The following is a 12714-nucleotide window of genomic DNA, read 5'->3' on the forward strand; positions in this document are numbered from 1 at the left end:
CGCTCGGCCGTGGCGACTGGGCATCGGCCGGGGGACGTGGTCCGCTGGACCGGTGGTCGTGGACCCCGTCGCCCGCCGGTGGGCGCGCGCCGCGCGCGACGTTCCGGCTCCGGACCGTGCCGGGGGCGGCCGCGGGTACCGGCCGAGGCAGAGAGGCCGAGCGGACGGCCGGAGTCCCCGGGCGCCGCGGACACGGCGCCGACCGAGGAGAAGAATGAGCGACGAACATCACCGGGCACCTGACGCGGTCGTCGTCGGGGCGGGCCTCGCGGGCCTGGCGTGTGCCCTGGACCTGTGCCGCGCCGGACGGCGGGTGGCCCTGCTGGAGGCGTCCGACGGCGTGGGCGGACGGATGCGCACGGACCGGCGGGACGGATTCCTGCTGGACCGGGGTTTCCAGGTGTTCAACACCTCGTACCCGCAGGTGAAGCGGCGTCTGGAACTGAGGAGCCTGCGCTTGCGGCCGTTCACCGCGGGGGTGATCGCGCACACCCCGGCCGGGCCGGTCCGCCTCGCCGATCCGACCAGGGAGCCCCGCGCGGCAGGAACCCTGCTCCCGGGGCGGGCCCTGTCGGCCCGCGATCTGACCGCGCTGGCGGCACTCACCGCACGGGACGCCCTGCTGTCCGCATCCTCCGTCAGGCGGCGCTCCGACGGCTCCACCGCGGAGGCCCTCACCCGCGCCGGGGTGTCGGACGCCGCGATCGACGGCATCCTGCGGCCGTTCCTGTCCGGCGTCTTCCTGGAGGACCGGCTGGAGACCTCCGCCCGCTTCTTCCACCTGGTCTGGCGAAGCATGGTCCGAGGGACCCTCTGCCTGCCGGCGGACGGGGTCGGTGCCGTGCCCGCCCAGCTCGCCGACCGCCTGCCCGACGGCGTCCTGCGCCTCGGCACGCCCGTCGCGGAGGTCACGGACGCCGGAGCGCTGCTCGAGGACGGGACCGAGGTGCCGGCCCGGGTCGTCGTGGTGGCGACGGATCCGGCGACCGCCGCACGCCTGCTGCCCGCACTGACCGTGCCGGACACCCGTACCGTCACCACCTACTACCACGCCACCGACAGGTCACCGCTGGCCGAACCGACCCTGATGGTGGACAGCACCGGAGCGATCCTCAACACCTGTGTCCTCAGCGAGGTCGCTCCCGCCTGCGCGCCTCCCGGCACCGCGCTGGTCTCCACCTCCGTATTGGGCGCGGACTCGCCCGGCAGAGCACAGGCGGTGCTCCGGCGTCTGGCCGAGCTGTACGACACTGGGACGAGCGACTGGCGACAGGTCGCCGCCCGCACGGTCGAGGGTGCGCTGCCCGCGATGCTTCCGCCCTGGCCGCTGAGCCGCACGACACGCGTCGGCCCGGGCAGGTACGTCTGCGGGGACCACCGGGCGACCGGCTCCGTGCAGGGTGCCCTGGCATCGGGTACGCGCGCCGCGCGAGAGGTCATGGCCGACCTGGGACCGGAGAGGTGACGCCGAAGTGTGAAGCGTGTCCGGCCGCATCCACGGACGGCCTTGGCACGGAACAACCGACGGATCGAAGAAACCGCTGTTCGGAATCAGGGGAGAAGCGTGGAACTGACGGATGCGCAGGTCCCGGCGTCCTGTACCACCGGTGTGCTCGGTCGCGCGATCAGTGCCGAACTGAATGACCAGGGTGCCCGTACGGCCCTCACCGGACGCGACCGGGGCCGCCTGGCCCATCTCGGCGCAGGTTCCGCCGGTCGCCCCGTGCGGGGCACCGCCCCACCGCCGGCCCGAGGCGGCGACCCGCGTCAGGCAGCCGTCGCAGTCGCCGAGGCGCTGGAGGCCGGTGCCGAACCGCTGCGCTCGGTCCCGGGCGGACCACCCTTCGCCGGACGGCGAGCCCGGTGACACCCGGCTCCGCCGAGAACTCCGACGTACTCGTCATCGGGGGTGGTGCCGCCGGTCTCAGTCTCGTGCACCGGCTGACGGAGAGCGTCGCCGTCACCGTGACCCTGGTCGAGCCGCCGGACGGTCCGCTCCGTCCCGCGGAGCGCACCTGGTGCTACTGGGGGGCGGGCCCCGACGGCCTCGAAGAGACGGTCGGCGCGTCCTGGTCCGTGCTGCGTGTGCACGGGTCCGACGGCCGCCCGTTCACCGTGACACCGGCCCCGTTCACCTATCGCATGGTGCGCTCGACCGACTTCGAGCGGATGGTCCACGGCCGCCTGGCGCGTACGGACGGTGCGCGACTCCTGCGAGCGACGGTGGACTCGGTGCGCGCTGTGCCGGGAGGTGCGGAGGTGCGGTGCGTGCTGCACGGGGGCCGGCACCTGACGCTGCGTGCCCGGAGGGTCTTCGACTCGCGGCCCCTGACGGCTCCGCCGCCGGCACGTACGCGGCTGCTGCAGCACTTCCGCGGCTGGTTCGTGCGGACCCGCACCGGCCGGTTCGATCCCGCTGTCGCCGATCTGATGGACTTCCGGGTTCCCCAGCCGACGCGAGGGCTAGCCTTCGGTTACGTCCTGCCGCTGGCGCCGGACCGGGCGCTCGTGGAGTACACCGAGTTCTCCCGAGACGCGCTGACCACCGGGGCCTACGAGGCGGCACTTCGGCAGTACTGCGGCGACGTCCTGGGACTCGGCGAACTCACCGTGGAACGGACGGAGCAGGGGGTCATCCCCATGACCGACGCCCGCTTCCCAAGGCGTGCCGGGGCTGCCGTGCTCCGTATCGGAACCGCGGGCGGCGCCACTCGTCCCTCCACCGGCTACACCTTCGCCGCAGTGCAACGGCACAGCAGAGCCATCGCAGCCGCCGTGCGCGAGGGACACGCCGGTGTCCCGGCGCCCCACGGGCGACGTGCGCTGGCCATGGACGCGATCCTGCTCCGGGCCCTGGACACCGGACGGGTCGACGGTCCCAACTTCTTCACCGGCCTCTTCCGCGACGTCCCGGCCGAGCGACTGCTGCGCTTCCTCGACGGCACGACCTCGCTCCGGGAGGAGTGGGGCATCGGGCTGCGCACTCCTGTCCGGCCGATGCTCCGTACCGCAGTGGAAGTGCCCTTCCTGCCCCGTCGCTCCCGGCCCGTCACCCGAACCGGAGGAAGCAACCGATGACACTCCTGCGCGACCACGACCTGGCCCGCGCCTTCGACCACGCCTCCCGCACCTACGACCACCTCACGGCCCTCAACCCCGGCTACCGCACCGACCTCCAGCGCTCGGCCCGGCGTCTCGCGCTCCCGGACGGCGGGGCCGGACTGCACCTGCTCGACCTCGGATGCGGCACCGGCGCCTCGACCCTGGCCCTGCTCAGGGCCGCTCCGCAGGCCCGGATCACGGCCGTGGACGCCTCCGCGGGCATGCTGCGCCGAGCACTGGCCAAGCCGTGGCCCACACGCGTGCGCTTCCTGCACCTGACCGCCGAGGAACTCGCCACGGCCCACGAGAGCGAAGGCCCCTTCGACGCGGTCTTCGCCGCCTACCTGTTCCGCAACGTCACCGACCCGGACGCGGTCCTCGGGACCGTCCGCGCACTCCTGCGGCCGGGCGGACGCTTCGCCGCCCACGAGTACAGCCTCAGCGGCGCACGGGTGCACCGGGCACTGTGGTCGGCGGTGTGCCGCGGGCTGGTCATCCCCGCGGGCACGCTCACCGGCGACCGCGCCCTCTACCGTCATCTCCGGCACAGCGTCGTCGCCTTCGACACCGCCCCCGAATTCGCCGCCCGCCTGTCGCGGGCGGGCCTGACCTCGGTGCGCGTCGCCCCCGTCGCCGGATGGCAGACGGGCATCGTGCACACCTTCCTCGCCCGCAACGGCGGCCCGACCACGACCGGGGAGCCCGCCCTGTGACCATTCGCCGCACCACCACTGCCCGACGGGGCCGCGACCGCAAGGCCGAGATCCTCTTCCCCGCACCCGGCGCGGAGCGATTCCGCCCCGGGGACGAGCCGTCCGTCGCGGTGATCGGCGGCGGCATCGCAGGTCTTGCCTCGGCCACCCTGCTGGCCGAACGCGGCGCCCGCGTCACTCTCTACGAGAAGGAGGACTCACTCGGCGGCAGGCTCGCCGGGCGGCGTACGACACTGGTGGACGGCAGTCCCGTGACCATGACCCGCGGGTTCCACGCCTTCTTCCGCCAGTACTACAACCTACGGGGTCTCCTCCGCCGCACCGATCCCGGCCTCGGACGTCTCCGTCCGCTGCCCGACTACCCCCTGCGCCACAGCGGAGGCCTGAACGACAGCTTCGCCCGCGTCCCCCGGACCCCGCCCTTCAGCGCGCTCGGGTTCGTCGCCCTCAGCCCCACCTTCGGATGGCGGGACCTCGCCGCAATGGACGCGCGGGCCGCCCTGCCCCTCCTCGACGTGCGCGTGCCCGAGGTCTACGAACGCTTCGACACCGTCACCGCCACCGGGTTCCTGGAAGGCGTGCGTTTTCCCGAAGCCGCGCACCACCTGGCCTTCGAGGTGTTCTCCCGCAGTTTCTTCGCCGATCCGCGCCGGCTGTCCGCCGCCGAACTGCTGCTGATGTTCCACATCTACTTCCTGGGATCGGCCGAGGGCCTGCTCTTCGACGTGCCGGACGAACCCTTCCCCCAGGCACTGTGGGACCCGCTCGGCGACTACCTGCACCGACTCGGAGCGAGCGTGCGCACCGGCACCACCGTGCACGCGGTCGTTCCCCGCGAGAGCGGAGCGGAGGTGAGCACGGACTCCGGTACCGACCGTCACCAGGCCGTGGTGCTCGCCCTCGACACCGAGGGGCTGCGGCACGCCGTCGCCGCGTCACCCGGTCTGGGTACGCCCGCATGGCGCGACGACGTCGCCGCCCTGCGCACCGCGCCGCCGTTCCTCGTCTCCCGGCTCTGGCTCGACCGCCCGGTCCGCGCCGGCCGGCCCGGGTTCCTCGGCACCAGCGGCTACGACGGACTCGACAACATCAGCGTCCTGGAGCGCTACGAGGGCGAAGCCGCCCGCTGGGCCGCCCGGACCGGGGGTTCGGTCGTGGAACTGCACGCCTACGCCGTGGACCCGGCGGCCGAACCGAAGCAGGTGCAGGACCAGCTCGTCGGCCGACTGCATCAGGTGTACCCGGAGACACGCGGGGCGCGCATCGTCGACGCCAGGCACGAGTGGCGCTCGGACTGCCCGCTCTTCGAGGTCGGCTCCCACCGCCGCCGCCCCACCGTGCGCACCCCACACCCGTGGCTGACCCTGGCCGGTGACGGAATCCGCTGCGACCTGCCCGTCGCCCTCATGGAACGCGCCGCCACCACCGGGTTCCTGGCCGCGAACGCCCTGCTGGCCGACCGGGGGGTGCGCGGCCAAGTCCTGTGGACGGTCCCCCGGGCGGGCCGTTCACCGCTGCTCCGGGCGCTCGGAGCCGTGGCAGGGGGCCACTCGCCTGCATGACCCGAGCCCTCTCAGCCGGGAAACCGCCCGGTGCTGCGCAGCGTCCAGCGCCGTTCGGCGTAGGCCAGGTCGTCGCGCCACAGGCGCCCGGCCGTACGGCGCATCAGCGGCCGCAGCACGGGGGCGGCGGCCCGCGCCAGAGCGAAGCCGGGCCGGTCCGACACGGCGACGACCGCCTCGACCACGGCGGTGCGCGGGCGCGGGTGCTCCCGTCCGGTCAGCGGTGTCGCGTGCGTCTCCACCACGGACGTGGCGCCCTCCCCGTCGGTGATGCGCATGACGACCGTACGCGGTTCCGGCGCCGTGAACTCGGCCCGTACCGGGACCACGAGCCGCCCCGCCACTCGAAAGGAGACGTCGACGACGAAGGCGTCGTCATCGCCACCCTGCGGCTCCCGCACCACCGACAGGTCGACGAACGAGTACGGGTGGAACCACGAGCCGTGCCACGGATCGAGCCGGTTGGCCACCACGTCCTGCGGTTCGCACCGCCCCACCGTCGTGAACACCGCGTCCACCCCGCGACCCGTAACGGGCCGAACGGGTACGACGGGCCGCTCGGTGGGCTCCTCGTCACCCGCCCCGTCGAGCCGCACCCAGACGAGTACGCCGTCGTCGTGCACCGGGAACGGCTGCCACCCGGCCCGGGGAGAACCGTCCAGGGCGAGCCCGTGCCAGTGGCAGACCAGGGTGCCGCACACCACCCGGCTGTCGCGCAGGGGAGCGCCGAGGTGCGGGCAGACGCCCGAACCGGCATGGAGTTCGCCGTCCTCCGAGCGCCACAGCACGACCTCCGCACCGGCGACCGTCCGGCCGTAGGGGCGATCGCTCGTACGCACGTACCGGGAGGCACCGACCACGAACCAGTTTCCGGACGGACGGGCGGACGCCCGCCTGAGCGCGTCGGCGATGAGCGCCGGGCGCGCCTGGCGCCAGGTCGGGGTCTGCGCCGCCCAGTCCGGGCCGGGCCGCCGCCGCAACGGCGGCGACCAGTGCCCGCCTTCTCTTCGACCACTCACCGCACCTGCCCCTTCCCCTCGACCGCCGGGCCACCCACCGGGGCCGCTCGCCGCGGGGTGCGAGTACGCCACCGGGCCACGGCCACGCGCAGCACACCGTCCGCGGCCGTGGCCGCCCGACGCCGACGCGACACCACTGCCCGACGATGCAGCACGCTGTAGTCCTGCTCGGCGATCGCGTCGAGAATCCCGCCGTAGAGGGTGAACGCGGTACCGATACAGGGACGCACCCGCGGATCGAGCATGGCGATGCCCGGCTGCGCCGCCCGGTACACGCCACGCGCCATGGCCTCCGCCGCGACGAGAGCGGCGCGGATGCGGGGATCACGCCGCCCGGTGCGCCGGCTCCACTCCAGCAGGGAGCGGTCGACACCGTGCGCGGCCAGCAGATCACCGGGCAGGTAGACCCGCCCGCGGTTGAGATCCTCGCCGACGTCGCGCAGGAAGTTGGTGAGCTGGAAGGCCACACCGAGCGCCGCCGCGTGCGGTGCCGCCTCCTCCCGGGCCGTGACCGTACCGAGGACCGGCAGCATCTGCAGGCCGATGACCGCCGCCGAACCGTGCACGTACTGCTGGAGATCGGCGTAGGTGGGGTAGTGCGTGACGGTCAGGTCGGCACGCATCGAGGCCAGGAAGTCGGTGAAGAGGGCGTGATCGATGCCGTAGCGGCCCGCGGTGTCGGCGACGGCCCGGACCACCGGTTCGTCGCCCGCTCCGGTACGCAGCCCGTCGGCCAGGTCGCCCTCGAGGCGGCGCAGCAGCCGGTCGCGCTCCTCCGGCGTGCGATGGCGGTCATGGTCGTCCACGAGGTCGTCCGCCCAGCGGGCGAAGCCGTACAGGGCGTGCACGGCGGAGCGGCGTTCGAGTGGCAGCAGGCGGGTGGCCAGGAAATAGGTCTTGCCGTGGCGCGCGTTGAGCCGTCGGCACTGGGCATAGGCGGCGCGCAGCGCGGGATCGGTGATCCCGGCGGCGTCCAGCTCACGACGGCTCATCAGTACCTGCCGGGGCCGGGGCGGGCGATGTGCGGGGTGCGGCCGTGGAACGGCGCGTTGGAGCGGGCCGGGGACCGGCCCCGCCGGTGACGCGGGCGGCGGCCAGTTTGCCGCTGACCAGGACGGTCGGTACACCGACGCCGGGAGTGGTCCCGCACCCGGCGAGCACCACGTTGTCCAGCCCCCGTACGAGGTTGCGCGGCCGGAAGGGTCCGGTCTGGGCGAAGGTGTGGGAGACCGAGAAGGGGCTGCCGGCGGCGTGCCCCTGCCTCGCCCAGTCGAGCGGCGTCACCAGCAGCTCTTCCCGGACACTGTCCGCGAACCCGTCCAGGCCCCTGCGCTCGAGTTCGCGGACCAGACGGTCGCGGTAGCGGGGTCCGAGCTCTCGCCATGTCGTGGCGGCGGGACCGACCACGGTGTTCGGACAGGGAGCGAGGACGTAGTGGAGATGCCGGCCCGGGGGCGCCAGGGCGGGATCGTGCGTCGTGGGCCGGGTGATCAGGAGGGACGGATCGCTCATCAGCTCACCCGTGCGGGTCAGCTCGTCGAAGGTGCGCTCCCACGCGGCGCCGAAGGAGATGGTGTGGTGGGCGAGGTGCGGCCAGGTGCGGTCGGTGCCCGCGTGCAGGATCACCGCGGACGGGGAGTGACGCAGCCGAACCGGCCGCCGCGGGGCCCGCCCGAGCAGTCCGTACGCGGCGGGCAGCTCGCACGTCAGCACCACCGCGTCACAGGGGACGCGCTCTCCGGAGGACAGGTGAACGGCCCGCACGCGGCCCGCCGAGCGTTCCAGCGTGCACACCTCGGCCCCCCAGCGCAGATCGGCACCGGCGTCCGCCGCGGCGTCGGCCATGGCGCGGGGGAGTGCGTGGATGCCGCCCTTCGGAAACCAGACGCCGGCCACGGTGTCCATGTACGCGATCACCGCGTAGGCCGCGAGGGCGCGGGCCGGGGCGACCCCGGCGTACAGGGCCTGGAAGGAGAAGACGCGGCGCAGGCGGTCGTCGGACAGGAAGCGGCCGATGCGGCCGTCCAGCCGTCCGAAGCCGCCCATCGCCGCCAGCCGGGCCAGATCCGGGTGCAGCAGTTGGAAGGGCGAGTCGAAGTTCGTGTCGATGAACTGGCGCATCTGCGCCCGGTACAGGCGCTCCAGCCACCGCCGCAGGTCGCGGTAGCCGGCTGCCTGCGCCGGTCCGGCGAAACGGCGCACCTCCGCCTCCATCGCCTCGCCGTCGGTGTGCACGTCGAGCGAGGAACCGTCCGCGAAGCACGCCCGGTAGGCCGGGTGCAGAGCCGTCAGCTCGACGCGGCGGTGGAGGCTGTCCCCCACCGCGGCGAACGCCTCGTCCGCCAGGTGCGGCATGGTCAGCACCGTGGGGCCGGTGTCCAGCTCGTAGCCGCCCAGTCGTACCCGTCCGGCCCGGCCACCGGGACCCGCGTCCCGTTCGACCACCGTGACCCGGCGGCCCGCACCCAGCAGGTGCAGGGCACAGGCCAGTCCGGACAGCCCGGCACCCACGACGACGACGTGGTCGGTCCGCCCCGGCACCCTCTTCACGCGGCCCCCTCCTCACCGTGCGGGGTCATGCCCGCCGCGCGCCCGGCCAGTGCCGCGAACTCGTGCCGCACGGCAGGGGACGCGCCGACGCGATCGAAGTGCGCGAGGCTCATGTCCGTCAGCTCCCCGATCTTCGCCTCCACCAGGTCCCGGGCGCCGGTGCGCTGCAGCGCTGACCGCACCTGCTGTACGGCCTTCTCGGACGTCGGGTCCGCATCCGGAGCCAGCGCCGCGGCGGCCTGGTGATCACCGGCTGCGTCGGCGAGCTGGACGGCGACGGCGAGGAGAAAGGTGAGCTTGCGGGAGCGCAGGTCGTCGTCGACCGGCTTGCCGGTCAGCGCCGGGTCGCCGAAGGCACCCAGGAGGTCGTCACGCAGTTGGAAGGCGAGCCCCGTGCAGCGGCCGGCTGCCCGCAGCGCGTCCAGCACGTGCTCGTCGGCTCCGGCCAGCGCTGCTCCCAGCGCGAGGGGCCGGGCGACGGTGTACAGCGCGCTCTTCAGTGTGGCGATGCTCAGTGCCTCCTCGACGCCGGAGGACCGGGCGGCCTGCGCGTACAGGTCGCGGTACTGCCCGGCCACCATCTCGGTGCGCATCGCCCGCCACTCCTCGTGCAGGCGCCGGCCGTGCCGCGTACCCAGTGCCGTCTCGGTCAGCAGGTCGTCCGCCCAGGCCAGAGCCAGGTCACCGGCGAGGACGGCGGCCGAGGTGCCGAAGGACTCCGCGGAGCCGCGCATGGCCGCGGCCCAGTGGCCGCGAGCGAGTTCGACGTGCAGGGCCGGTGCGCCACGGCGCTGCACGGAGCCGTCCATCACGTCGTCGTGCACGAGGGCGCATGCCTGGAGCAGTTCGAGGGCGGCACCCGTGCGCAGGACGGCTGTGGCGTCTCCCGAGCCACCTGCGGCGCGCCAGCCGCAGTGGGCGAACGCGGTGCGCAGGCGTTTGCCTCCCCGCCCGGCGAGCGTGACGAGGCGGCCGGCCAGCTCCCGCGCGAAGACGGGATCGACGGCACGGGAGTGGCGCAGTCTTTCCTCGAGTACCTGCTCGAGGACGGTGCCGACGGCTTTCGCTGCGTCGGTCGCGGTGAAAGGACCGTCGACGAGTCCGTCCGGTGGGGCCGCCGTCGGTGGCAGTCCAGGCATGCACAACCCCTTCTCGCTCCTCGTTGTCCGCACGGCACTGCTTCCGCCGGGCGCCCTGTCACGGATGCAGTGATTCCTGTCCGGTTCGGCACCACTTACCGGCCACCGTCACTTCAGCGGCTCAGCGACACACGGCACATGGCGGAGCGTCACCCCGCGGGCGTCCCGGCTTCCGGCACGTCCCCGTACCGGGGCATGCCGATGACGTCGGGGACCATCACCCTGTCTGGCCGGACGAAGCAGCGGTGGGACCAGTCAGTGACGGCGGCGGGGTTTCAGCGCGCTGGAGCGCGTGACCGGCGTGGACCATCAGCCGGGGGATGCGGTCGTCCGGACCGTGTCGGGCACCTGGGCGAGCACGTTGCGCAGGCGGTTCGCACGTACCGTTTCCCGTGTCCGGGTGCGCACGAAGCCCTCCACGCCGTCCAGCGGCGGCGACCGGCCCTCGCGCCATGCCCGGGACGGGGAGAGCAGGCTGTCGCTCATGACGGGGCCGGCGGCGAGGATGTCGTCCTCGTACGGACCGAACGTGCTCCCACCTGGCGTCGGGGCCGTGACGGGCTGCGTCGTCGACGTCGTCCTCGCGCGGCCGATTGAGGGCGACCGACCTGCAGGGGCGTGGAACACGGCGAAGTGGTCGGAGCCGGAGTGCGTCACCGCTCCCGGGGCGACGGCCGTGGTCACCGTCTCGTGCACCCGTGGGCGGCCGTCATGGGTGTGTGACCGTGACCGTGGCTGTCACGTGCCGACGGGTCGGCTCGGCGATCAGCCGTACCGCCTTCGCCGTCCGGTGGACGGTCACTGAACGCCCTCGCCGCCTGGGCGGGTGAGGTGACTCGGCCCGCTCCGATCACGGTGTGGCGGGCGCGGCCCTCCGCCGCGCCCACCACACCGGCTCCCCCTCGCAGCGGGCCTTGCGCCGTACCGTCAGCGCTGCATGGTCAGCAGGCCCGGACGGTAGGGCAGGAGGCCGTAATCACCCCCGGAGTCGGGACTGCGTCCCTGGTAGAGCAGCTGCAGGTGGCAGGGATCGACGGTCATGGTCTGGTCGGCAGTGGTGCGGATCAGTTCGCCGTGGCTGATGTCGTTGGTCCAGGTGGCGCCACTGTTGGCCTTGCCGGCGAAGGGATTGCTCTCGGTCGCGGCCTGGGGCGTCCAGGAGCCGTTCAGACTGGTGGCCGTGAACGAACGGAAGTACCGGCCCTGCGAGCCGATCGCCTCGACGATCATGAGGTAGCGGTTCTGGCCCTGCAGTTTGTAGACCTGCGGGGCTTCGAACAGGTTGTTCGTGGTGTCGCTCATGATCACGGTCGAGGACGAGCCGAAACTGCCCGGGAAGTTCCCGATCGGCATGCTCGCCCGGTAGATCCTGCCGTTGTCGCCCGCGAAGAACAGATACATGTTCGTGCCGTCACCGATGAGCGTCTGGTCGATGGGTCCCGTCCCGGAGCCGGAGATGCTTCCGGAGAAGAGCACCTGCTCGGACGACCAGCCGTTCGGGTTGGTGGGGTCGGTCGACGTCCGGTACGAGAAGGCGGTCCCGCCCCACTGGTAGGCGAGCACCCAGATGTTCTTCGGCGCGAAGTAGAAGAGCGTGGGCGCGACGGTGGAGTTCGACATCGCGTTCTGACGGGCCGATGCCATCTCCGACCAGTCGGTGAACAGGCCGAAGTTCATCGAACCCCACCGCGTCCCTGTGTCGTGCGTGGTCGCGTAGACGAGTTGCCGGCCGTCGTAGGGAGCGACCGTGAAGTCCTTGAGCGAGACCCACCCCTGCCTGGGCTGCGCCAGCGCGCTCGTCGACGTCCAGCGGTATCCCGACGGAAGCTCGCACGAGCCGGGGGCGTCGGCACCGACCTTGACGAGCCGCCACTGCTGGTTGGCGCCGCCCCAGTCGTCGTACTGGACGATGTTCGCGTTGTCGGCGGTGGAGGCGCCCTGCACTTCGAGGGCCTTGTTGCTGTGGCGCGAGATCAGCCGCACGTAACCGTCCGAGCTGTCGGCCAGCCGCCACTGCTGGTTGGCGGCGTTCAGGTCGGTCCACTGGACGATCGAGCCGCCGTTCGCGGTGGACCAGTTGTAGACGTCCAGCACCTTGCCCGAGTGGCGGGACCTGAGGCGGTAGTAGCCGTCACCGGAAGAGACGAACTGCCACTGCTGCTGGTTCTGGTCGTTCCTGGTCCACTGGGTGATGCGGGCGCCGTCGCCGGTCGCCATGTTGTAGACGTCCAGGGCCTTGCCGCTGTTGCGGTTGACCAGCACGTACGAGGCATCGGGGTCCACGGCCGCGGCCTCGGCGGGCTGAGCGCCGAGGAAGGCGGCCACCAGCAGCAAGGGCGCAAGGACCCCGAGTAAGCGTCTTGGACGGACCCATGACGCGTGGCGAAGCCACATTGGCAGGCCTCCTTGAGGGGGAGCGAGGTGACGCCGCTGGTCGGTGGGGCGGCAGCCTCGCGGGGGGAAGGAACGGGATCGAATGTTTCGAATGGCTTTCGACTCCGTGGCGTCACAAGTTAGGAAGACGGGGCCCTGCGGTCAAGGTCTGTCACCGGCCTGATGGCAAACGGGTCCGGGCCTCCGGGGGCGACATGCACGTGTTCCGGTGGGAAAACCTGAGGTGGCGTCGGGT

At 72.8% G+C, this 12714-nt stretch carries 9 protein-coding genes and 1 pseudogene; 4 read left to right on the forward strand and 6 right to left on the reverse strand.

What is annotated here, in order from left to right:
• The first annotated feature begins 214 nt into the window (after positions 1 to 214).
• The 4 genes from AB0E77_RS12215 to AB0E77_RS12230 all read left to right on the forward strand — a co-directional run bounded on the left by AB0E77_RS12215 (position 215) and on the right by AB0E77_RS12230 (position 5377).
• Positions 215 to 1465: an NAD(P)/FAD-dependent oxidoreductase gene (locus AB0E77_RS12215; protein ID WP_361569026.1), complete on the forward strand. Its 1251-nt coding sequence runs from the start codon at positions 215 to 217 to the stop codon at positions 1463 to 1465.
• A 398-nt stretch (positions 1466 to 1863) separates the two neighbouring features.
• Positions 1864 to 3078, forward strand: a complete 1215-nt coding sequence (locus AB0E77_RS12220) for a lycopene cyclase family protein (protein WP_361569028.1) — start codon at positions 1864 to 1866, stop codon at positions 3076 to 3078.
• Positions 3075 to 3815, forward strand: coding sequence for a methyltransferase domain-containing protein (locus tag AB0E77_RS12225; RefSeq protein ID WP_361569030.1), 741 nt, complete (start codon positions 3075 to 3077; stop codon positions 3813 to 3815). The genes AB0E77_RS12220 and AB0E77_RS12225 overlap by 4 nt, the downstream gene beginning before the upstream one ends.
• The gene (locus AB0E77_RS12230) at positions 3812 to 5377 is read left to right on the forward strand and encodes an FAD-dependent oxidoreductase (protein WP_361569031.1); all 1566 of its coding nucleotides are present in this window, start codon (positions 3812 to 3814) and stop codon (positions 5375 to 5377) included. The genes AB0E77_RS12225 and AB0E77_RS12230 overlap by 4 nt, the downstream gene beginning before the upstream one ends.
• 11 nt (positions 5378 to 5388) lie before the next feature.
• Here AB0E77_RS12230 and AB0E77_RS12235 read toward each other — a convergent pair whose 3' ends face one another.
• From AB0E77_RS12235 to AB0E77_RS12260, 6 genes and pseudogenes are all read right to left on the reverse strand, one after another.
• A complete protein-coding gene (locus AB0E77_RS12235) occupies positions 5389 to 6396 on the reverse strand; it encodes a DUF5914 domain-containing protein (RefSeq protein WP_361569033.1) in 1008 nt (335 codons plus the stop codon).
• Entirely contained in the window at positions 6393 to 7388 is a 996-nt protein-coding gene (locus AB0E77_RS12240) for a phytoene/squalene synthase family protein (protein WP_361569035.1), read from the reverse strand. The genes AB0E77_RS12235 and AB0E77_RS12240 overlap by 4 nt, the downstream gene beginning before the upstream one ends.
• Entirely contained in the window at positions 7375 to 8946 is a 1572-nt protein-coding gene (locus AB0E77_RS12245; protein ID WP_361569037.1) for a phytoene desaturase, read from the reverse strand. Before AB0E77_RS12245 ends, AB0E77_RS12240 begins: the two co-directional genes overlap by 14 nt.
• Positions 8943 to 10085 carry a polyprenyl synthetase family protein gene (locus AB0E77_RS12250; protein WP_361569038.1) on the reverse strand — a complete coding sequence of 381 codons (1143 nt, stop codon included), beginning with the start codon at positions 10083 to 10085 and terminating at the stop codon, positions 8943 to 8945. The genes AB0E77_RS12245 and AB0E77_RS12250 overlap by 4 nt, the downstream gene beginning before the upstream one ends.
• A 179-nt stretch (positions 10086 to 10264) precedes the next feature.
• Positions 10265 to 10677 (reverse strand): annotated as a pseudogene (locus AB0E77_RS12255) (cryptochrome/photolyase family protein); the annotation flags it as partial.
• A gap of 335 nt (positions 10678 to 11012) precedes the next feature.
• Complete coding sequence (locus tag AB0E77_RS12260) at positions 11013 to 12479, reverse strand: non-reducing end alpha-L-arabinofuranosidase family hydrolase (RefSeq protein WP_361569040.1); 1467 nt, start codon at positions 12477 to 12479, stop codon at positions 11013 to 11015.
• Positions 12480 to 12714 lie beyond the last annotated feature (235 nt).

It is taken from the genome of Streptomyces sp. NPDC032940 (genome assembly GCF_040636935.1).
GTDB lineage: Bacteria > Actinomycetota > Actinomycetes > Streptomycetales > Streptomycetaceae > Streptomyces.